This window comes from Agrobacterium albertimagni AOL15, from assembly GCF_000300855.1.
Classification (GTDB): domain Bacteria; phylum Pseudomonadota; class Alphaproteobacteria; order Rhizobiales; family Rhizobiaceae; genus Allorhizobium; species Allorhizobium albertimagni.
The window spans coordinates 43,244-63,452 of sequence record NZ_ALJF01000003.1; the positions used below are offsets into that span (position 1 = coordinate 43,244).

Annotated in this window: 20 protein-coding genes; 4 read left to right on the plus strand and 16 right to left on the minus strand. The window is 61.7% G+C overall.

What is annotated here, in order from left to right; translation table 11 throughout:
• The 7 genes from QWE_RS03435 to speB form a co-directional block, all read right to left on the minus strand.
• On the minus strand, window positions 1-801 hold the full coding sequence (locus tag QWE_RS03435; protein ID WP_006724682.1) for an ABC transporter permease: 801 nt from the start codon (window positions 799-801) through the stop codon (window positions 1-3).
• A complete protein-coding gene (locus QWE_RS03440; protein WP_006724683.1) occupies window positions 798-1,652 on the minus strand; it encodes an ABC transporter permease in 855 nt (284 codons plus the stop codon). The genes QWE_RS03435 and QWE_RS03440 overlap by 4 nt, the downstream gene beginning before the upstream one ends.
• Window positions 1,649-2,683 (minus strand): ABC transporter ATP-binding protein, encoded by a 1,035-nt coding sequence (locus QWE_RS03445; protein ID WP_006724684.1) that lies wholly within the window; start codon window positions 2,681-2,683, stop codon window positions 1,649-1,651. Before QWE_RS03445 ends, QWE_RS03440 begins: the two co-directional genes overlap by 4 nt.
• Before the next feature lie 25 nt (window positions 2,684-2,708).
• Window positions 2,709-2,846 (minus strand): PIN domain-containing protein, encoded by a 138-nt coding sequence (locus tag QWE_RS25190; protein ID WP_006724685.1) that lies wholly within the window; start codon window positions 2,844-2,846, stop codon window positions 2,709-2,711.
• Window positions 2,847-3,138: 292 nt separating this feature from the next.
• Window positions 3,139-3,384: a type II toxin-antitoxin system Phd/YefM family antitoxin gene (locus QWE_RS03455; RefSeq protein WP_006724686.1), complete on the minus strand. Its 246-nt coding sequence runs from the start codon at window positions 3,382-3,384 to the stop codon at window positions 3,139-3,141.
• A 206-nt stretch (window positions 3,385-3,590) separates the two neighbouring features.
• Window positions 3,591-4,601, minus strand: coding sequence for an ABC transporter substrate-binding protein (locus QWE_RS03460; protein WP_240532504.1), 1,011 nt, complete (start codon window positions 4,599-4,601; stop codon window positions 3,591-3,593).
• Between the two features lie 168 nt (window positions 4,602-4,769).
• Window positions 4,770-5,825: an agmatinase gene (speB, locus tag QWE_RS03465; RefSeq protein WP_006724688.1), complete on the minus strand. Its 1,056-nt coding sequence runs from the start codon at window positions 5,823-5,825 to the stop codon at window positions 4,770-4,772.
• Between the two features lie 163 nt (window positions 5,826-5,988).
• On the opposite strand from speB, the gene QWE_RS03470 reads away from it, so the two are divergent.
• From QWE_RS03470 to QWE_RS03480, 3 genes are read left to right on the plus strand one after another with little or no spacing between them, the layout of a single operon-like run.
• The gene (locus QWE_RS03470) at window positions 5,989-6,975 is read left to right on the plus strand and encodes a LysR substrate-binding domain-containing protein (protein WP_006724689.1); all 987 of its coding nucleotides are present in this window, start codon (window positions 5,989-5,991) and stop codon (window positions 6,973-6,975) included.
• Between the two features lie 19 nt (window positions 6,976-6,994).
• A complete protein-coding gene (locus QWE_RS03475) occupies window positions 6,995-8,170 on the plus strand; it encodes an aminotransferase (protein WP_006724690.1) in 1,176 nt (391 codons plus the stop codon).
• Between the two features lie 6 nt (window positions 8,171-8,176).
• Complete coding sequence (locus tag QWE_RS03480) at window positions 8,177-9,391, plus strand: TIGR03862 family flavoprotein (protein ID WP_006724691.1); 1,215 nt, start codon at window positions 8,177-8,179, stop codon at window positions 9,389-9,391.
• Window positions 9,392-9,393: 2 nt separating this feature from the next.
• Here the strand turns inward: QWE_RS03480 and QWE_RS03485 are convergent, their stop codons facing one another.
• The 7 genes from QWE_RS03485 to QWE_RS03515 all read right to left on the minus strand — a co-directional run bounded on the left by QWE_RS03485 (window position 9,394) and on the right by QWE_RS03515 (window position 16,813).
• Window positions 9,394-9,924 (minus strand): DUF3833 family protein, encoded by a 531-nt coding sequence (locus QWE_RS03485; RefSeq protein ID WP_006724692.1) that lies wholly within the window; start codon window positions 9,922-9,924, stop codon window positions 9,394-9,396.
• A gap of 104 nt (window positions 9,925-10,028) precedes the next feature.
• Window positions 10,029-10,838: a 5-deoxy-glucuronate isomerase gene (iolB, locus tag QWE_RS03490; RefSeq protein WP_006724693.1), complete on the minus strand. Its 810-nt coding sequence runs from the start codon at window positions 10,836-10,838 to the stop codon at window positions 10,029-10,031.
• Between the two features lie 24 nt (window positions 10,839-10,862).
• Window positions 10,863-11,129: a hypothetical protein gene (locus QWE_RS03495; protein WP_006724694.1), complete on the minus strand. Its 267-nt coding sequence runs from the start codon at window positions 11,127-11,129 to the stop codon at window positions 10,863-10,865.
• 105 nt (window positions 11,130-11,234) lie between these two features.
• On the minus strand, window positions 11,235-12,128 hold the full coding sequence (iolE, locus tag QWE_RS03500) for a myo-inosose-2 dehydratase (RefSeq protein WP_006724695.1): 894 nt from the start codon (window positions 12,126-12,128) through the stop codon (window positions 11,235-11,237).
• A gap of 2 nt (window positions 12,129-12,130) precedes the next feature.
• A complete protein-coding gene (gene iolD, locus QWE_RS03505) occupies window positions 12,131-13,951 on the minus strand; it encodes a 3D-(3,5/4)-trihydroxycyclohexane-1,2-dione acylhydrolase (decyclizing) (protein ID WP_006724696.1) in 1,821 nt (606 codons plus the stop codon).
• The gene (locus QWE_RS03510) at window positions 13,948-15,876 is read right to left on the minus strand and encodes a bifunctional 5-dehydro-2-deoxygluconokinase/5-dehydro-2-deoxyphosphogluconate aldolase (protein WP_006724697.1); all 1,929 of its coding nucleotides are present in this window, start codon (window positions 15,874-15,876) and stop codon (window positions 13,948-13,950) included. The genes iolD and QWE_RS03510 overlap by 4 nt, the downstream gene beginning before the upstream one ends.
• A gap of 118 nt (window positions 15,877-15,994) precedes the next feature.
• Window positions 15,995-16,813, minus strand: coding sequence for a MurR/RpiR family transcriptional regulator (locus QWE_RS03515; RefSeq protein ID WP_006724698.1), 819 nt, complete (start codon window positions 16,811-16,813; stop codon window positions 15,995-15,997).
• 204 nt (window positions 16,814-17,017) lie between these two features.
• Between QWE_RS03515 and iolG the strand changes: the two genes are divergently transcribed.
• Complete coding sequence (iolG, locus tag QWE_RS03520) at window positions 17,018-18,013, plus strand: inositol 2-dehydrogenase (protein WP_006724699.1); 996 nt, start codon at window positions 17,018-17,020, stop codon at window positions 18,011-18,013.
• A 93-nt stretch (window positions 18,014-18,106) separates the two neighbouring features.
• Here iolG and QWE_RS03525 read toward each other — a convergent pair whose 3' ends face one another.
• Window positions 18,107-19,165 carry a Gfo/Idh/MocA family protein gene (locus tag QWE_RS03525; RefSeq protein ID WP_006724700.1) on the minus strand — a complete coding sequence of 353 codons (1,059 nt, stop codon included), beginning with the start codon at window positions 19,163-19,165 and terminating at the stop codon, window positions 18,107-18,109.
• Window positions 19,162-19,947 (minus strand): ThuA domain-containing protein, encoded by a 786-nt coding sequence (locus QWE_RS03530; protein ID WP_006724701.1) that lies wholly within the window; start codon window positions 19,945-19,947, stop codon window positions 19,162-19,164. The genes QWE_RS03525 and QWE_RS03530 overlap by 4 nt, the downstream gene beginning before the upstream one ends.
• Window positions 19,948-20,209 lie beyond the last annotated feature (262 nt).

The following is a 20,209-nucleotide window of genomic DNA, read 5'->3' on the forward strand; positions in this document are numbered from 1 at the left end:
TCAACTGCGGTCGTCAGCATTCGCCCCGAGCAGTTTCGGCAGGTCGCCGAACCGGGCGACGAGACCGAACACGGTGGCGGCCACCGCCACGAACAGGATCGTCACCGAAGCCATGACCGGCGTGTAGCCGTAGCGCAGCGCGTTGAAAATCTTGATCGGCAGCGTCTCCATCACAAAGCCGACCGTCATGTAGGCGACGATGTACTCGTTGAGCGAGAGTACGAAGGCGAAGGCATAGCCGGAGACGAGGTAGGGCGCGATCAGCGGCAGCACGACGGTGCGAAAAATCGTCCGGTCGTCGGCGCCCATCGTGGCGGCCGCCTCGACCAGCGAGCGGTCGATGGCCGAGAAGCCGAGCGAGAGCGTCACCAGAGGCAGCGTCACGAAGAAGATCGCGTGGCTGATGACGGCCGTCCAGGGATGGCCATAGAAACCTGTTGCCGCCCAGAAGGTGAGAAGTCCGAGCGCCGTGATAACAGGCGGCAGCGTGAAAGGCGCGATCCCGAGCAACTGGAACACTTGCGCCCAGGGGGCGAAACGCCGCCACAAGAACCAGGCGAGCGGCAGCGCGATGGCAACAGCGAGAGCCGCCGCGCAAAGCGCCAGGATGACCGAGGCGAATAGGGCAGCACGCCAGCCGGGATCGGTGAAGATCGCGCCGTACCACGAGAGCGAAAAGCCCTGCGGCGGGAAGTTGAGGCTCTGCTTGGCATTCACCGAGACACCCGCGACGACGACGATGGGCGCCGCTAGGAAAATGCCGATGAGGGTGAAGTAGAGACGCGTGAGGACCGTGTTCATGCTGCCTCTCCCTTGCGACCGATCAGCAGCGTCAGCGCCACCATGCCAAGCGTGACCAGCACGAGGAAGACAGCCATGGCGGCAGCAAACGGCATGTTCGACTGGTAGATCGCCTGATCGGTGATCAGCACCGACAGCGTCCAGTGCGAGGGCCGGCCAAGGATCTGCGGCAGGAGATAGGAGCCAAGCGCGAAGATGAAGACCATGATCAGCGTGGCAATCAGCGTATTGCGGAGCGCCGGCACGACGACCGTGAAGAAAGCCCTGAGCGGCGAGGCGCCGAGGGTGCGAGCCGCTTCCGTCAACGTCGGATCGAGCCGGACGAGAGCGGGATAGAGAACGAGCACGGTATAGGGCAGCGCCTGATAGGTCATGCCCGTCAGCACGGCGCCGAAATTCGGCATCAATGCCACGGGGCTTTCCATCAAGCCGATCATCACAAGCAGATTGGTAATGCCGGCGGTGCGCGAAAACAGCGTCGACCAGGCAAAGCCGATGATGACTTCCGAGAGCGACAGCACGGAGAGCAGCGCCACCAGCCACAGCACCTGCGCTTTGCGCGACATGCGCGCAAGCAGATAGGTGAATGGCAAGGCGAGCACGACGCAGACCACGGCGACGGCAATCGCAAGCCCCAGCGAGAAGCTGAGCACGCCCCCGAAGAAGAACGACAGGAAGCGGGCGTAGTTGTCGAAGACGAAATCCGGCGAATAGAAGCCGGTCGGATCCCGCTTGAAGAAGGAAACTGCGATCATCGTCGCGAAGGGCACGACGAAGAACAGGATCAGCATGCCCGCCGGAAAAGCGAGTGGCGCATAGTCGAGCGCGGTTTTCGGGGGCTCGCGTCTCATGCTGAGAGCACCACGGCAGTTTCGGGGTCGATGACGATGCCGACATCCTGGCCGACAGTGACGACCGGCCGCTCGCGCGGAGTCGAGACGGCGACGACCTCGGTGCCGGCGACATCCAGGAAAGTTTCGATCGTGCCGCCGAGATCGCGGATGAAAGTGACCTTGCCGGTGATGCGGCCTTCGCCGGGCGCCGCGAGCTTCACGTCCTCGGGGCGAACCGAGAGGCTGGCCTGCCCCTGCCCCGACGGCGCCGATATGCCGGCGACGGCATGACCGAGCACCAGCGCTGTATTACCCTGTACCGTCAGCGGAAGGAGATTGGTCGAGCCGATAAAATCGGCGACGAAGCGGTCGGCGGGTTTGCGATAGATCTCGATCGGACTCGCTGCCTGGCGAATCTTGCCGCCATTCATGACGACGACGGTATCCGCCATGGTCATCGCCTCGCGCTGGTCATGGGTGACGACAATGGTGGTGATGCCGAGCTGCTGCTGCAGCTTGCGCAACTCCACCTGCATCGCCTCGCGCAGCTTGGCGTCCAGCGCCGAAAGCGGCTCATCGAGCAGGAAGAGTTTCGGCGAGATCGCAAGCGCCCGGGCAATCGCCACACGCTGACGCTGGCCGCCGGAGAGCTTGTGCACGGGCCGGTCCGCATAGCCGGTCAAGTGGATCATCGCCAGCAACTCGTCGACGCGCTTTACCTGCTCCTCGCGGCCAATGCCTCGGATGCGCAGGGGATAGGCAATGTTCTCGCCGACAGTCAGATGCGGAAAGAGCGCCAGCGACTGGAAGACCATGCCGAGATCCCGCTTATGCGTCGGCACCTGCGTGATGTCCTTGCCATCGAGCACGATCGCGCCATTGGTCGGGCTGTCGAGACCCGCAATCATTCGGAGCAATGTGGTCTTGCCACAGCCGGAGGGACCAAGCAGGCAGACGAAGGTGCCGTGCGGCACCGAAAGCTCGACATGGTCGACCGCCGTGAACGGGCCGAACTGCTTGGTGACGGAATTGAGGGCGAGGCCGGACATGGACTTCCAATCAGACGAATGTTGTTCAAAACGGTGCGAGACAGTCGACGCCCAAGGGCTTGAAGTCTCGGGTGTTGGCGGTAACGACGGTGAGGCCGTGGGTTTGCGCCGTTGCGGCGATGAGGATGTCGGCGAGCTGGCCGTTGTGACCGCGTGCACGCATTGCCCCATCAAGGGTTCCGGCGGCAGCGCTGTTTCAGTATCAACGACCAGAATGCTGTCCGCATACTGCGCGATGAGCCTTTGCAGCCAGAGGTGCAATTGCCGCGCCCGAGTGGGGTTACCATTCTTGACCAGTTCGAGCTTCGTTGCGCCCTTTAGTATCTCAAGGACAGTGATCGTTGATAGATAAAGAGATTCTTCCGCAAAGCGCTGCCGCAACCAGTCTTCAAACGCTTCCGAGGCTCTTCCGTCGTAAAGCAGCGAGACTGCATTTGTGTCGAGCAGATATCCTTTCAAAGATCCACGTCCCGGCTCGGCGAAGGATTTCGCTCAAAGACCATTCCGGGTTCAGGGAAAGTTTTGAGGAAATCGACCAGATTGGGTCTGCCCGATTGGTCACGCGTTTCGTCGCTTTCAACTGCCATCAGCGTCGCCACCGGCTTGCCGTCGCGCGTGATTGTCACGCTGCCGCCCTTGATCACCTCATCCACCAGTTCGGAAAGATCGGTATTCACATCGCGCACGCTGACCGTTGCCATGAGATTGTCTCCGCTGAGATGCCTTAAGTGAGCCTATCACGGGCTTGGAGATGCCGCAAAATCATACCGTAAAAGCCCCTCACCCTACCCTCTCCCCGCAAGCGGGGAGAGGGGAAACAGGTGCCGAGCGAGCTGCGCCTCTCCTTCTCCCCGCCTGCGGGGAGAAGGAGACGGCAGGCGGATGAGGGGCAGCCCGCCCAGCAAAATCAACCGACGATCAGCTCTGTCCACTTCTGGTTCAGCCAGTCCGACTTGGTCTGGTACAGATCATAACGCGGTGTGATCGGCTCGATATCGGACGATACGGACGCGAATTCGGCATCGGTGAGGTCGAGCAGTTCGCGCTTGACCGTTGGCGCCGTGCCGACCTTGCGCGACAGGGTCGCCTGGATGGACGGCTGGCACATGTAGTCGATGAAGACATGTGCTTCCTCGGTCTTGGCCGAAGCGCGCGACAGGGCCCAGCAGCCCGAGTCCTGAATGCCGCCTTCCTTCGGGAAGGTCGAGCGAACCGGCTGGCCGTCGGCGGCGGCAAGGCCTGTGACGTCGTGGTAATACTGCCCCATCGGGATTTCGCCCGACTTCAGCGACTGCTCGAACTGGGCTTCGTCACGATACCAGAGGCGCACGTTCGGCTTCACTTCCGCAAGCTTCTCCAGCGCCTTGAGAATGCCCTCTTCGGTGTCGAGCGCATTGGTACCGCCGAGATAAGTCTTGGCCGTCACTTCCAGTAGGAAGGAGTTGGAGACGAGCGCGAGCAGGCCGAGCTTGTCGGCATTTGTCGGATCCCACAGCGCTTCCCAGGAAGTCGGAGCCTCCTTGAAGACATCCGTGTTGGTGACGAGCGTGATGTACCAGGCAACGGCACCGACGCCCGCAACGCGACCATCCGGATACTTGTTGACGAAGCGGTCAATCAGGCCCGAGGCATTGCTGATCTTCGCCATGTCGATCGGCGCCCAGAGCTCGGTCGCCTGGCCCTTGAGCATGGCAACCTGCGACATCATCGAAAGGTCAGCCGGTGCCTGGCCGGCCTTGGCGGCCTGTTCGAGCTGCACGAGCCAGGCTTCACCGGTCGGCTCGGCGATGGATTCGACGGCGATGCCGGTTGCCTTGGTGAATTCCGGGAAGATGTTCGCGTCGAACGAGTCCTTGAAGTAGCCGCCATAGACGCCGATCTTGATCGACCTGTCCTGGGCGCGCAGGATCGACGGCATGGCGAGCGTGCCAACAATGGCGGCAGAACCCGCGAGCACGCCGCGGCGGCTGACGGAAGTGGAGAGAATGTCTTTCATGGTCCTGTTCCCTTTTTGTAGTTGAGGCGTTTTCGCCCGTTCATCTGTATGGTTTGACCGGACGGCAGAAGCTGTCCGGGATAAGCGCTATCAGCGCGGTTTGATGGCCGGACTGTAGACCATCAGGCTGAGGATTTCGAAGAGGATTTGTGCGCCGACATGCGCCGTATTGTGGTTCGCGTCATACTGCGGCGCAACTTCGACCACATCGCCGCCGATCAGATTGATGCCCTTGAAGCCGCGGATCAGTTCCAGCGCCTCGCGCGACGTCAGACCACCCACTTCGGGCGTACCGGTGCCTGGCGCCACGCTCGGATCGAGGCTGTCGATATCGAAGGAAAGATAAGTCGGGCCATCGCCGATCACGGCCTTCGCCTTTTCGATGATTGCGGCAATGCCGAGGCCGTTGATTTCCTCGGCGTGAATGACGGTCATTCCGGACTCGTAGGAGAACTCCCAGAGATATTCCGCCGGTCCCCGAATACCGATCTGGATCGTCCGGACAGGATCGAGCACGCCGTCGAGCACGGCATTACGGAACGGGCCACCATGGTGAAACTTCGTCTGATCGAAGGCGCCGCCAGTGTCGCAATGGGCGTCGATATGGATCATGCCGACAGGGCCATGCTTCTTGGCAATCGCCTTTATGATCGGATGAGTGATCGAATGGTCACCGCCGACGGAAAGCGGCAGAACGCCTTGGGCCACCAGCTTCGAGTGATAGGCCTCGATATCGTCGTGGCTCATTTCCAGCCGATAACGGCTTGAGAACGGCACGTCGCCGATATCGGCCACCTTGAGATCGAAGACCGGCGCGCATTCGAGAACGTGGTTGTAGGGACCGATGCGATCGATCGCCCGCAAGGCGCGGGGCCCGAAGCGCGAGCCCGGCCGGTTGGTGACGCCGAGATCCATGGGAACGCCGACGATCGCGACATCGAGGTCGCTGACCTCAGGGTTGCGCTGATCGACCTGGCGATAGGGCGCAGACACGAAAGTCGGCACGCCGGCGTATGGGGCAGCGCGCGTGCCGTTCGAGAAGATCTTCTCGCCCACCTTGGCAAACTTCGGATCGAAGATCTCGCCGGCCTTGTCGTTTCCGTATTTCTCGCGCAGCGCGGCCAAGCGCTTTTCGTCGAAAGTCATGTCTCGTTCCCTGTTTGTGAACGATGGAGAGACCATCGTCCATTTTTGCGGCACGATCCGCGCCTGCCTTTATTGTGAGCATTAACCCGCAACAGACTTGGAAAATCAATTCACGATGTTATAGCATTCGATGTGAGAAAAATTCACGGATCCTGAATCATCAATGGCAAGTCGCCTGCCCCCGCTCAACCCCCTACGTGCCTTCGAGGCGGCTGCCCGCCGTGGCTCGATTTCGGCGGCAGCACGGGAACTGAGCGTGACCCATGGCGCCATCTCGCATCAGATCCGGAGCCTGGAAGAAACGCTGAAGACGGCGCTTTTCGAGCGCGGCGGCAAGCGGCTCAAGCTGACGCCCCAGGGCGCACTTCTCCTGCCGGCTGTCACCCAGGCCTTCGATGGCATTGCGGCGGCAACCGCCCTGATGAACCGCCCTTCGACCAGCGGCAGCCTGCGCATCTCCTGTGTGCCGGCGCTACTATCGCTTTGGCTCGTGCCCCGCCTCGGTTCCTTCACCGATCGCTATCCCGAAATCAGCCTGACGTTGACCTCTAGCAATGATTCCAGCCTGATCTATTCCCCCGACATCGATATCGCGATCCTCTACGGCCCGGGCGGCTGGAAGGATTGCTGGACGCGGCTGTGGAGCACGTTTGATCTCTTTCCGGTGGTCAGCCCAACTTTGCTCAACACGCGGCCGCTGCGCTCGACCCGCGATCTGCGTGACCATGTCCTGCTGCATGGCGACGACGGACGCGAATGGCGAAGCTGGCTCGCGGCCGCCGACGAACTCGACATGCCAAAAGCGCGGGAACACTTCATGGGCGATGCGAGGCTCTCGACCGAGGCTGCCCGTTTCGGCCAGGGCGTGGCGCTCGGAGACAGCATCACGGCATCAAGCCTGATTGCCGCCGGCGAACTCGTGATCCCCTTCGATCTCGCAGTGCCAGCACCGGATGCCTTCTATGTCGCTGCCCGCAACGACGTGCGCGCGGCTCCGATCGCCAAGGTCTTCATCGACTGGATCTTCGACATGATCGAAACCGAGCGCACCGCCCAGCCGCGCCCGGCAAGCCGAACCAGTGGGCGAAGCCTGCCATCCACCCGAAAACGCAACGCCAATACCACTGCCGTGCTCTCGGAAGAGAGCTGAAAACACCGAGGACAGAGACATGCCCGCCGCCCCTTTCAATCCGCTCGTTGCAGATCTCTCGGCTCCGCCGGTGCCTTCGGTTTTTGCCTGGGCACGCGCCTATGATGGCGCGAGCGGCCCCATGATCGATTTGAGCCAGGCCGTGCCCGGCTATCCGCCACATCCCGATCTCTTCGCCTGGCTGGCCGAGGCCGCTTCCGCCCGGGCGAATGCCGGCTACGGTCCGATCGAGGGTGAGACGCCGCTGCGCGAGGCCTATGCGGCAGAAGTTGCCTCCGTTTACGGCGCACCGGTCACCGCCGACAACATCCACATCACCGCGGGCTGTAACCAGGCCTTCATGGCAACGGTCTCCGCGATTGCGGGGAGCGGCGATGCGGTGGCGCTCACAGATCCCTTCTACTTCAACCAGGAAACCACGCTGGCGATGATGGGTATTCGCCGCGAGCTGATCCCTCTCGATCCGGCCACCGGCTTCGTACCCACCATCGAAGGCATCGAGGCCGTCCTGGCGAAGGGCGTCAAGGCCGTGGCGCTGGTCTCGCCCAACAACCCGACGGGCGCCATCTATCCTGCGGATCTCCTGCGCCAGGCTTTCGACGCCTGCCGCAAGGCCGGCGCCTTCCTCATTCTCGACGAGACCTATCGCGACTTCCTGCCCGGCGAAGGCCGCCCGCATGATCTGCTCTCGATCCCCGGCTGGGAAGAGAACCTCATCCTGCTCTACTCCTTCTCCAAATCCTTCTGCATCCCAGGCCATCGCCTCGGCGCGATCACCGCCGGCCCCCGCGCCGTCTCGGAAATCGCCAAGGTCATGGACAATCTGCAGATCTGCGCACCTCGTGCACCCCAGGCGGCCATTGCAAAGGCAATTCCGGCGCTTAAAGCCTGGCGCGACGAGAACCGTCTCGAAATCCTCAAGCGCGCCGAGACGCTTAAAGGCGTGATGGCCAAGCTTCCCACATGGAAGATGGACTCGCTCGGCGCCTATTTCGCCTTCATCCGCCATCCTTTCCCAGGTCGCGGCTCGGCAGAGGTGGCCGAACGACTGGCGAAGAAGGCGGGCGTGCTCTGCATCCCCGGCGCCTATTTCGGCGACGACTGCCAGGATTACCTGCGCTTCGCCTTCGCCAATGCCGACAGCGCAACAATCGAAGGTCTGGTCGCCCGTCTTTCGACCTTCAAGCTGGACTGATCACTGATGAAGAAGAGCGTGGTGATCATCGGCGGCGGCCCGGCGGGCCTGATGGCGGCGGAGCATCTCGCCGGCAAGGGCTATACCGTCACCATCCATGATGCCATGCCGACGGTCGGACGCAAGTTCCTGCTCGCCGGCAAGTCCGGTCTCAACATCACTCATGCCGAGGACTATGCGCGCTTCGTCACCCGCTATGGCGCGGCAAACGACCGGCTGCACCCCGTGCTCGACCTGATGACGCCGGAGGCCATTCGGGTCTGGGCAGCCGACCTCGGCACGGAAACTTTCGTCGGCTCCTCCGGTCGTGTCTTCCCGAAGGTGATGAAGGCGTCCCCGCTGTTGCGCGCCTGGCTGAAGCGGCTCGAAGGACTGGGCGTGACCATCCTCACCCGCCACCGCTGGACGGGTTTCGACGGAGAGGCCCTGCTCTTCGAAACGCCGGATGGCCAGAAGCGCGTGACCGCCGACGCGACGCTTCTTGCACTCGGTGGTGCGAGCTGGCCGAAGCTCGGTTCGGATGCGGCCTGGGTGCCGCTACTGGAAGAAGAAGGGGTCGACATCACGCCGCTCCGCCCGGCCAATTGCGGCTTCGACTGTGATTTTTCCGAACACTTCGACACCCGTTTCTCCGGCCAACCGTTGAAATCGGTGAGGGCCACCTCGGCAGCCGGCACCATCCAGGGTGAATTCGTGATCAGCAAGGGTGGCATCGAGGGTAGCCTGATCTATGCCCATTCGGCGGCACTGAGAGACACGCTCGACCGGGATGGCCATGCGGAGCTCGTCCTCGACCTCACGCCGGGGCGAACGACAGAGAAGCTTTCAGTTGACCTCGCGCGTCAGGACCGCAAGGCCAGCTTTTCCACGCGGCTCAAGAAGGCCGCTAATCTCGATGGCGTGAAGATAGCACTGCTGCGTGAGGTGACACCGGATGCGAACCAGCTGGATGCGGAGGCGCTGGCACACCTCATCAAAGCCCTGCCGCTCCCTGTCAAACGCCCTCGCCCCATCGCCGAAGCCATCTCGACGGCCGGGGGCGTCGCCTTCGATGCGCTCGACAACCACTTCATGCTGAAGGCGCGCCCGGGAACCTTTGTGTCAGGCGAAATGCTGGATTGGGAGGCGCCGACGGGCGGCTATCTGCTCACGGCCTGTTTCGCGACCGGCATTGCCGCGGCCGAAGGGATCGGCCGCTGGCTCGATGCGCAAATCGGCTGACCTCAGCGGCTGGCGGCTTTGTGCGAGGCGCCAGGCTTACGGAACTCGACGGTCGTCTTGGCGACCGGAATACCGAACTTGGTGACGAGCGCCGTATTCAGAACCGTCCCATCCTCACGCAGCACCATCTTGTCCCAGAAACGCACCTTGTTGCCCTGTGTTTCCGGGCTCAGATAGACGAGATAGTTGAAGCGGGCGACCGCCCCGTTGAGCGTCACCTTGGTCTCGCCGATCACATCCTCGCGGGTACCGCTATAGGTAGTCGGGCTGGTCTTGGTGAAGCGCCAAGTCTTGCGATCCTTGGTGCCGTCGTCGAAAACGAAGTCCTCGCGCAGCGTCAGCGTCTTGCCGTCCCATTTGCCGGTGAGATCGACGGTGAAGGTCCGCTTCACGCCGTTGATGGCGCTGAACGATCCGACCGCTTCGGTGCGGCCGACGAAATAGTCCTCGAAGGTGAACTTGTCTGCCGCCTGGCCGGCGGACGGCAGCAGGCTCATGGCGAGCCCGACAAGGGCGAAGGTGAGCTTCGGCATGATAGGTCTCCATCGTTGGCGCGTTGTGCACCTAATACGGAGAGGATTGGCCGCCGGATTTGGGCATAATCCGGGAAACGTTTTCGTGAACCGGCCTACCCGCCTTACTGGCTGTCGCGCTGGTAGATCCAGTCATGATCCGGATGGTTCTGGAAGCGCCATTTGCGCAAGGGGCCGGCCATGACGTTGAGGTAATACATCTCGTAGCCATGCGGCACACCGCAGGGATGGTGCCCCCTGGGCACCAGCACGACATCACCGTCCGATACCGCCATGGTCTCGTCCAGCGAGCCATCCTCGGTGAAGACGCGCTGGAAACCGAAACCCTGGGCCGGGTTGAGGCGATGGTAATAGGTCTCCTCAAGATAGGTCATCTCGGGGAAATTGTCCTCGTCATGCCGATGCGGCGGATAGGACGACCAGTTGCCCGAGGGCGTGAAGACCTCCGTCACCAGCAGGCTGTCGGCGACATCACGGTCTTCCATGGCGATCGGATAGATATGCCGGGTATTGGCACCCTTGCCGCGCTCGATAAGCGAAATACCATCAGGCCCGATCTGCTGTGCTTCGCGACCCGGCATGGCGGGAGCCGTGCAGACCGCAAGCACGCAGTCTGTCGTCGCCTTGGCGGACCAATCGGCGCCAGCCGGAACGTAGACGCAATGCGGCGGCGTCTTCTCGAAGACCGACATGCGCTGGCCGAGTTCGCCGAAATCCTTGCCGCCACCGGAGACCGTGGCCTTGCCCTCGACGAGAACGAGAATGACTTCCGTCTCACCCGTGGGCTCTGCGGCGCTCTCGCACGCCTTCAAGCGATAAAGCCCGAAGCCGACATAACCCCAGCCAGCGCTCACAGGCGTGATGTCATGCACTTTTCCGGATATGCCCTTAGGCTTGCGCAACAGATCGGCCATTCCTCGTCTCCCGTGTTTTTATGCTCAGTCGGCGTCGGAACGTTCGGCCTCTGCCGCGATCCTCGCCCGCTCGGCCTCCGCCTTGGCTTCGGCCTTTTTAATCGTGTGGTCGTACATGAACAGCAGCTCGTACCCCGCATAGAGCCCGGCCACGACGAAGATCATCGCCCAGCCGGTGGCAGCGTTCGAATACTCCACCCCGGCCCAGGCGAGCGGCAGCACCGTGCAGAGAATGCGGATCCACAGCGGCTTGAAGAAGGGATGGGTCGGATCGAGGATCTGGAACTTCAAGGCTTTGCTCCCGGCAGTCTTGTGAATGGGTCGCCTGCAATAGAGCCCAAATCCGTGTGCTGTCAAAACACGGGGCGGAGATAAGTCCCCGCCCCGGCTTCACTGTCAGATCAGGCCAGCATCCCTGGCGAAGCCCTTGAGCGACTTCAGGCCGAGGCTCTGATACTCGAAGGGATTGCGCACATCCGGATCCTGCTCGGCCTCGATGACGATCCAGCCTTGGTATCCATGCTCGGCGGCGATCTTCAGAACCGGCGTGAAATCGACGCCGCCTTCGCTGTCGCCGGGAACGGTGAAGACGCCGCGACGCACGCCTTCCAGGAAGGAGAGCTTTTGCGTGCGCACCTCATCGGCGATCACGGGGCGGACATTCTTTGCATGGATATGGCCGACGCGGTTCATGTATTTCTTCGCCACCGATTCCGGATTGCCGCCACCGAAATAGCAATGGCCGGTGTCGAGCAGCAGCTTGGCATGCGGGCCGGTAAACTCCATCAGCTTGTCGATCTCGGCTTCGGTCTCGACTACGGTGCCCATGTGATGGTGGTAGACCAGCGAAATACCCTGGCTTGCCGAGAACTCGGCCAACGCCTCGACGCCCGCGCCGAACTTTGCCCATTCGGCATCGGACAGAACCGGGCGATCAGCAAGCGCCGTATCATCGGCGCCATGGATGGCGTTCGAGGTTTCGCAGACGATGATGACCTTGCAGCCCATGGCCTTCAGCACATCGAGGAAAGGCTGCATGGCGGCCTTTTCTTCCTCGATCGTGTTGGTCAGCAGGTTCAGCGAATGCCAGCCGGAGACGAATTTAAGGCCGCGCGGCTCAAGCACCGACTTCAATCCAGCCGGATCGGTCGGCAGCTTGTGACCCTTCTCGATGCCGTCGAAACCGATCTTGGCGGTTTCGTCCAGGCACTGTTCCAGGCTGATATGGGCGCCGAGACGGCGGTCGTCATCGTTCGACCAGGCAATCGGGTTGGTTCCGAAAAGGATCATGATCAGGTTCTTTCCTTCAGAGCCGCTTCATAGGCAACGCGGGCTTGATTGACTTCGGCGCGGGCGGAGACTTCCGGCACCGCGACATCCCACCAGTAGCCGCCAGCTCCGGTGGTTGGATAAGGATCGGTATCGATGACGATAACAGTGGTCTCGGTCGCCTCGCGGGCGGCAGCGAGCGCTGTTTCGAGCTCTGATATCGACGACACCTTGTGGGACCGCGCCCCCATTGATGCCGCATGACCGGCAAAATCGATGGCGATGGGGCTGACATTCGAATGGGCGTAGAGGTTGTTGAACTGTGCGCCGCCGGTGCCCATCTGCAGCCGGTTGATGCAGCCGTAGCCCCGGTTGTCGGTGATGACGACAGTGATTTTCACGCCCATGCCGACAGCGGTTGCCAGTTCCGAATTCATCATCATGTAGGAGCCGTCGCCGACCATGACGATGACGTCGCGGTCCGGTTCCGCCATCTTGATGCCGAGGCCACCGGCGATCTCATAACCCATACAGGAGAAGCCGTATTCCATGTGATAGGAGAGCGGCAGCTTGGACTTCCAGAGCTGATGCAGCTCGCCCGGCATGGTGCCGGCGGCACACATGACCACCGTATTGTCCCGCGAGGCGCGCTGCACGGCACCGATCACCTGCATGTCGGTCGGCAGCGCATTGCTGTCGGTGGGTGCTGCCGTCACGGCATCCGCCTTGGCGAACCACGAGGCCTTGAGACCGGCATCAGGTGCTGAATACGTGTGATCACCGAGTGCTGCCGAGAGCTTTTCCAGCCCGATCTTGGCATCCGCTACCAGCGGGATCGCATCATGCTTGGCGCTGTCGTAAGGCTGGACGTTGAGCGCCAGGATCTTGCGATTAGGGTTCTTGAACAGCGCCCAGGAACCCGTGGTGAAATCCTGGAAACGCGTGCCGACGCCGATGACGAGATCTGCCTTTTCGGAGACGACATTGGCGCTCTCTGCCCCGGTGACACCAACAGGGCCGAAGTTCAGGCCATGGTCCCATGATAGTGCCGATTTGCCGGCCTGCGTTTCGACAACAGGGATCTGGTGCTTCTCGACAAAGGCCTTCAGCGTGTCTGTAGCGCCCGAAAAATGCACGCCGCCACCAGCAACGATCACAGGGTTCTTCGCAGTCTTGAGAGCCGCAACCGCTGCTTCGAACTCCACGACATCGGGCTCCGGACGACGGAAACGCCAAGTTTTCTTGACAAAGAAGCTTTCCGGGTAATCGTAAGCCTCGGCCTGCACATCCTGGCAGAAGGCAAGCGTGACAGGGCCGCAATCGGCGGGATCCGTTAGCGTGCGCATGGCGCGCGGAAGTGCGGTGAGCAACTGCTCCGGCCGCATGATGCGATCGAAATAGCGGCTGACCGGACGGAAGCAGTCATTCGCCGACATCGTGCCGTCGCCGAAATCCTCGATCTGCTGCAGCACCGGATCCGGGCCGCGATTGGCAAAGACATCGCCGGGAATGAAGAGCACCGGCAGGCGGTTCACATGGGCGAGCGCCGCCGCCGTCACCATGTTGAGCGCACCGGGGCCAATCGAGGACGTGACCGCCATCGCGCGACGGCGACCGAGCTGCTTGGCATAGGCGATCGCCGCATGCGCCATCGACTGCTCGTTCTGGCCGCGATAGGTCGGCAGCTCGTCGCGGATGCCATAAAGCGCCTCGCCGATGCCGGCGACATTGCCGTGACCAAAGATCGCCCACATGCCAGCGATATAGGGCACTCCGTCCTCGTTCATCTGGCTGGCGAGGTAACGCATCATCGCCTGGGCGGCGGTCAGCCGGATCGTCTTCATGCTTTTCCTCCCTTGGCGGAAACCGCCTTTTGGCGCGCCGCATCCCAGATCGCACAGAGGCTCTGATAACGGGCCGCCATGTCCTCCACTGCCTGGGCGTCATTGATGCTGCCGGCGAGCCACTTGCGCGCGGCGTCCCCGAAGATCGTACGACCGACAGCGAAACCCTTGACCAGATCAAAGCCGGCGGCAAGCTGGAAACTCGCCTCCAGTTCCGCCTGAGGCGCATCGAGACCGAGCACGACGATGCCGCGCGTATAGGGATCGTTGCGCTCGATGGCATTGCAGGCATTGGCCCAGGACGCGGTCGTCTTCATCGGCTCCAGCTTCCACCAGTCGGGATAGACGCCGATCTCGTAGAAGCGCTCGATGATCTTCGCCACCGTCTCGTCGTTACAGGCACCGACCTTGGAGGGGATGACCTCCAGCAGGAATTCGAGGCGATTGCGGCGCGCGGCATGGAAGAGCCTGAGCACCGTCTGCTCCTGCTCGACCTTCATCTCTGCGCTATCATCGGGGTGATAGAAGCAGAGCACCTTGACGACATGCTCAACCGGCCATTCGACCAGGCCGCCGAAATCGGGGCCGATTTCCGGCTCCAGCGTCAGCGGGCGCGAGCCCGGCCATTCGACGGGACGACCGATCCACAGCCCCGTACCGGCAGCGCGATAGAGCGCCTCCCGACCAAGGCGGCTGTCGCAGAGCAGCCCGTAACCGGAACTGCCGCCGGAGACCTTGAGTGCCGCGTCAAGGCAGAGGTTCTTAAAGGCTCCGATCCGATGTTCGGAAACGCCGGCCTCCTTCGCCATGGCTTCGAGCTGCATCCGGTGATCGAAGGCAAAGACCCGCATGGTCGACCAGTCATTCTTGCGGTTTGTCGACCAGTGCACCTGCTCGAGCGCCGCATCCTTGCGCAGCGCCTTGTTCTTGATGCCGGTGCGGAAAAAATACTGCAGCTCTTCCCAGCTCGGATAGGCCGGCGTGCAGCCGTGGCGCGAGACGGCGAAGGCGCCGCAGGCGTTGGCGAATTTCAGCGAGGTCGGCCAGTCTTCGCCGGTCAGCCAGCCCTTGAGCAGGCCGGACATGAAACCGTCACCGGCCCCCAGCACGTTGAAGACTTCGATCGGGAAACCTTCGCCCGTCTGACCCTCGTCGAGACTGTCGGGAATGGCATCCTCGAACACCACGGCGCCCATCGGCCCACGTTTGCAGACCAGCGTGGCCGGCGAGACCTGGCGCACGGCGCGCAGCGACTCGATCGTATCGGTCGAGCCACCGGCGATATGGAATTCCTCTTCCGTGCCGACGATCAGGTTGAACAGATGCAGGGTGGATTGCAGCTTGCGCGTCACCTTTTCGGATTCGACGAACCGGCTTTCGCCATCGCCGTGGCCGGCGAGACCCCAGAGGTTCGGGCGATAATCGATGTCGAGTGCGGTCAAGCCACCGGACTGGCGGGCGATTTCCAGCGCCTTCAATACGGCCTGCTCCGTGCGCGGGTTGGAGAGATGCGTGCCGGTCGCGCAGACGCAGCGCGCTTCTGCGACGAAATCCGGATCGATATCCTCTTCCGACAGCGCCATGTCGGCACAGTTCTCGCGGTAGAAGATGAGCGGAAACTGGTGTTCGTCTCTGATACCGAGCAGAACAAGCGCGGTCAGCCGCTCCTTGTCGGTCTTCACGCCGCGCACATCGACGCCTTCACGCACCAGCTGCTCGCGAATGAAGCGCCCCATATGCTCGTCACCGACGCGGGTAATCAACGCCGACTTCAAGCCGAGCCGCGCGGTGCCGGCGGCGATATTCGTCGGAGAGCCGCCAATATATTTATTGAAAGAGGCCATGTCCTCCAGCCGGCCACCGACCTGGGTCCCGTAAAGGTCCACGGACGAGCGACCGATCGTGATGAGATCGAGCGAAGCCAAGCGATGTCCTCCCTGTGATGCGGGATCTTTCGCCCCGCCTCGCGACCGCTCCGGTTTTGGAACGGCCATTCTTGAAATAGACTATAAATTCTATTTCTGAGAAATTCAATACGGACGTTCAGCCATCCTGTCGCGCAGTGCCGACAGCGACAGACAGCGTGATCGCAAGACACAACGTCGCCGACAGAGACCGGAAGGCGCCGAAATCGACTTCCGAGACCGACAAAAGCGTCGCCCCCATGCGGCGCAGCGGACTGACCACCGTATCGGTGACGGCGACGACAGGAATGCCGCGCGCCCGGACCTGCTCGACCAGTTCGAGCGTCTCGGCCGAATAGGGGGAGAAAGTGATGGCAAGCAGGGCATCGCCCTCGCGGATGGCATGATGATTGTCCAGCCGGCCGACAACGCTGTGCAACATGGCCGGCACGCCCATCTTCTCGAAGGCATAGGCCATGTAGCTCGCAACCGGAAAGGAGCGGCGCAGACCGATGATGTGGATCATACGCGCCTCGGACAACTGTTTGACCGCCACCTCCATCGCCTGCGAATCAACGGTTTTGGCGAGATTTTCGAGCGACAGTCGCCCAGCCTCGACAAATTCGGCGAGAAGGGCGGATGGCGAGCCTTCGGCCTTTTCCCGCAGATGCTGGAGACGCGTGGAATAGTCAGGCCAGCCTCCGACGAAGCTCTCGCGAAACAGCTTCTGCATCTCCGAAAAGCCTGTGAAGCCCATGATCTGGCAAAAGCGCATGAAGGCGGACGGCTGGACGCCCGCACCATCCGCCATCTCCGCCACCGTGGAAACCGCAATGCGATCCTTGTTGGCAGCGACATAATCGGCGCATTGCCTCAACCGCTTCGGCAGGCTGCCGGAGACTTCCAGCAGACGATCCTCGAAGGCCTTGATGGTCTGCGGTCCACCGCTCTCGCTCATTCGCTCCCCTACCCTCATCCGGACACATCGTCCCGCTTGACAGAAATCGTATCACGATCTAGCAAAATGGAACATATATTCCAAAACGCGGCATTTGCCAGCGCGAAATGGAACAGCTTTCAGGCGCCTCCATCAGGAGCGTCCAACGACATCACGATCGCCTCCTCTCGATGAGAGACAAAGGCGCATAGGGAGGAAATGAACATGGTCACGAGACTGGCACTTTTGGGCGCCGGCCGCATCGGCAAGGTGCATGCAAAGGCAATCGCGGAAGACAAGCGCGCGAAACTCGTCGCAGTTGCCGATGCATTCGCAGACGCCGCCAACGCCATCACGGCCCAGACCGGCTGCGCGGTGAAGACGATCGAGGAGATCGAGGCCGACAAGGACATCGACGCCGTCATCATCTGCACGCCGACCAACACGCATGCCGATCTGATCGAACGTTTTGCCAAGGCCGGCAAGGCGATCTTCTGCGAGAAGCCGATCGACCTGGATGTGGCACGCGCCAAGGCCTGCTTGGAAACCGTGCGCGCCGTCGGCGGCAAGGTCATGCTCGGCTTCAACCGCCGCTTCGACCCGCATTTCCAGGCCGTGCGCAAGGAGATCGACAAGGGCTCGATCGGCAAGGTCGAGATGGTGACGATCACCAGCCGCGACCCGGGTGCACCGCCGGCCGACTACATCAAGGTGTCCGGCGGCATCTTCCGCGACATGACCATCCATGACTTCGACATGGCCCGCTTCCTGCTCGGCGAAGAAATCGAAACGGTCCAGGCGTCGGCTTCCGTTCTCGTCGATCCCAAGATCGGCGAGCTCGGTGATTACGACAGCGCCTCCTTGATCCTGACGACGAAAAGCGGCCGCCAGGCGATCATCTCCAACTCCCGCCGCGCGTCTTACGGCTACGACCAGCGCATCGAAGTTCATGGTTCGCTCGGTTCTGTCTCGGCCGAAAACCAGCGCCCGGTCTCCATCGAAGTCGCCAACAAGGACGGCTATACCCGCCCGCCGCTGCATGACTTCTTCATGACCCGCTATACCGCGGCCTATGCAGCCGAAATCTCCGCCTTCATCGACGCGCTCGACAACGGCACGCCGATGGCACCCTCAGCGGAAGACGGCCTGATTGCGCTTGCGCTGGCTGACGCCGCCGTCAAGTCCGCTAAGGACAAGTCTGCCGTTACCGTCAGCTACTGAGACGCAAGAGCTCCCGCGTAACCGTAAGGTCACGCAGAACGGAAACGCCGCCCGAACCTCCTCGGGCGGCGTTTTCCATTTCGATCGCTAAGACTAGACCGCCAGCTCGCGCCGCTCGACTTCCGTCAGCATGGCAAGATCTAGGATCTTCTGCAGATTTGCGGCATGCCGGAAGCTCGGCTCCTGGCCATAACCGGAGCGGATCGCCGTGATGAACTTCTGATAGTTCGTCTCCACCGGATCGACTTCGATCTCGCGCCAGACCGCCTTCTCGATATCCTCTTGCAGGCAGGCCCGAAGACTTGAGCCGTCGAGCCGATGGATGACCTCAAGCGCGCCCTTGTCGCCATGCACCCGTAGGCGCAGCTCGTTCAAATGACCGGTCGCCCAGCGGCTGGCATGGATCACGCCCATGGCACCATTGGTGAACTCGGTCGTCATGGTGAAGCTGTCATTCGCATCGAGATCATATTCGCCGATCCTGTTGCCCGGCGCCTTGTCGAAGGTCTTCAGTCGCGCAAAAACATGGTCGATATCGGTCGCCGCACCGTAGCCGGCAAAGTCGAGAATATGGATGCCGACATCGCCCAGAACGCCGTTCGAGCCGTGCTTGGTGGACAAGCGCCAGAGCCATTGGCTTTCGGTCGACCAATCGCCCCAGGCCTTGGAGACGAGCCAGCTCTGCAGGTAGGAGGCCTCGATGTGGCGGACCTTGCCGATCTCGCCACCGATGACCATTTGCCTCGCCTTCTGCACCTGGGCGACGTTGCGGTAAGTGAGGTTCACCATGTTGACGAGGCCGGACATTTCCGCCGCGGTCGCCATCTCGTCGGCCTTGGCATAGTTCTCGGCCAGGGGCTTTTCGCACATGACATGTTTGCCGGCAGCGAGAAGCTTGAGCGTCGTCGGATAATGCACCTTGTCCGGTGTGACATTGGTGACAGCATCGAACTCGCCCCAGGCGATCGCCTCGTCCAGCGAGGTGAAAGTGTGGGGAATATTGTGCCGGGCGGCAAAGGCCCGCACCGTCGCCATGTCGAGATCAACAGCCGCGACGAGCTGCACATCGGTGATGGTCGAGAAGTTCATGGCATGGGTATTGGCCATGCCACCAGTGCCGAGGATCAGCAGGCGTATGGGGGCAGTGCTCATTTGTAGCCTTCCTCACCGGCCTGATGCAGGCGCGGTCCACGTTCCGTGATCGGCTCCAGCGCCTGCTCGACCGGGACATTCGGCGCATCATGCACGGCCGAATAGCGCGGCATCGGATTGTAGGCCCACTTCACCCCGTTGCGAAGCACCTGCTGAACGGTCGCGTCGTGATAGGTCGGGTAAGTCTCGTGGCCCGGCCTGAAATAGAAGATATTGCCCGCACCGCGGCGCCAGGTGAGGCCCGAGCGGAAGATCTCGCCACCGGCGAACCAGGAGATGAACACCGTCTCCAGCGGCTCCGGCACGGAGAAGAACTCGCCGTACATTTCCTCGTTTTCGAGCACGAAGTTTTCCGGAATGCCGGCTGCGATCGGATGGCCGGGATTGACCGTCCAGATCCGCTCCCGCTCACCCGCCTCGCGCCATTTGAGCGCACAGGGGGTGCCCATCAGCCGCTTGAACGGCTTGGCAAAGTGACCGGAATGCAGGACGAGCAGCCCCATGCCTTCCCAGACTCGGCTTGCGACCCGCTCGACGATCTCGTCGGAGACATCGCCATGCGCCTTGTGGCCCCACCAGACGAGCACATCGGTGTCGGCAAGGCGGGCTTCGGAAAGGCCATGCTCCGGCTCCTGCAGGGTGGCCGTCGTCGCCTCGATTTCGCTCTCAGTGTTCAGAGCAGCGGCAATCGTCGCATGCATGCCGTCGGGATAAATCCCGCGGACGACGGCGTTTTCGCGCTCGTGAATGTTTTCACCCCAGACAACCGTTCTGATCGTCATCTGAATTCTCCTTGGTTAGCGCCAGTCAACCGGCCATCAGAAAAGCCTCGACGAGACCCATCGTTCCGTCAGAACTAGGAATGAATCAAAACGAAACTAGGGCACGAAACGGAAAATTTGAAAGCGGTTTGAAGAGCCACACTTGCAGTTGGCAGCTTGGGTGTCAAACAGCCTTTCTATGAGGATTGAGGTTCTCCACGGACACATATCGCAATCTGCAAGCCACTGGACATGCTAGCTTTTGGAAGCGCTTTGACATTGC

Coding starts and splice junctions, on each gene's coding strand:
- QWE_RS03435 (WP_006724682.1), bottom strand. CDS start 801: ATGAACACGGTCCTCACGCGTCTCTACTTCACCCTCATCGGCATTTTC.
- QWE_RS03440 (WP_006724683.1), bottom strand. CDS start 1,652: ATGAGACGCGAGCCCCCGAAAACCGCGCTCGACTATGCGCCACTCGCT.
- QWE_RS03445 (WP_006724684.1), bottom strand. CDS start 2,683: ATGTCCGGCCTCGCCCTCAATTCCGTCACCAAGCAGTTCGGCCCGTTC.
- QWE_RS25190 (WP_006724685.1), bottom strand. CDS start 2,846: ATGCGTGCACGCGGTCACAACGGCCAGCTCGCCGACATCCTCATCGCC.
- QWE_RS03455 (WP_006724686.1), bottom strand. CDS start 3,384: ATGGCAACGGTCAGCGTGCGCGATGTGAATACCGATCTTTCCGAACTG.
- QWE_RS03460 (WP_240532504.1), bottom strand. CDS start 4,601: ATGCCGTCGATCCTGCGCGCCCAGGACAGGTCGATCAAGATCGGCGTC.
- speB (WP_006724688.1), bottom strand. CDS start 5,825: ATGACTTTCGACGAAAAGCGCTTGGCCGCGCTGCGCGAGAAATACGGA.
- QWE_RS03470 (WP_006724689.1), top strand. CDS start 5,989: ATGGCAAGTCGCCTGCCCCCGCTCAACCCCCTACGTGCCTTCGAGGCG.
- QWE_RS03475 (WP_006724690.1), top strand. CDS start 6,995: ATGCCCGCCGCCCCTTTCAATCCGCTCGTTGCAGATCTCTCGGCTCCG.
- QWE_RS03480 (WP_006724691.1), top strand. CDS start 8,177: ATGAAGAAGAGCGTGGTGATCATCGGCGGCGGCCCGGCGGGCCTGATG.
- QWE_RS03485 (WP_006724692.1), bottom strand. CDS start 9,924: ATGCCGAAGCTCACCTTCGCCCTTGTCGGGCTCGCCATGAGCCTGCTG.
- iolB (WP_006724693.1), bottom strand. CDS start 10,838: ATGGCCGATCTGTTGCGCAAGCCTAAGGGCATATCCGGAAAAGTGCAT.
- iolE (WP_006724695.1), bottom strand. CDS start 12,128: ATGATCCTTTTCGGAACCAACCCGATTGCCTGGTCGAACGATGACGAC.
- iolD (WP_006724696.1), bottom strand. CDS start 13,951: ATGAAGACGATCCGGCTGACCGCCGCCCAGGCGATGATGCGTTACCTC.
- QWE_RS03515 (WP_006724698.1), bottom strand. CDS start 16,813: ATGAGCGAGAGCGGTGGACCGCAGACCATCAAGGCCTTCGAGGATCGT.
- iolG (WP_006724699.1), top strand. CDS start 17,018: ATGGTCACGAGACTGGCACTTTTGGGCGCCGGCCGCATCGGCAAGGTG.
- QWE_RS03525 (WP_006724700.1), bottom strand. CDS start 19,165: ATGAGCACTGCCCCCATACGCCTGCTGATCCTCGGCACTGGTGGCATG.
- QWE_RS03530 (WP_006724701.1), bottom strand. CDS start 19,947: ATGACGATCAGAACGGTTGTCTGGGGTGAAAACATTCACGAGCGCGAA.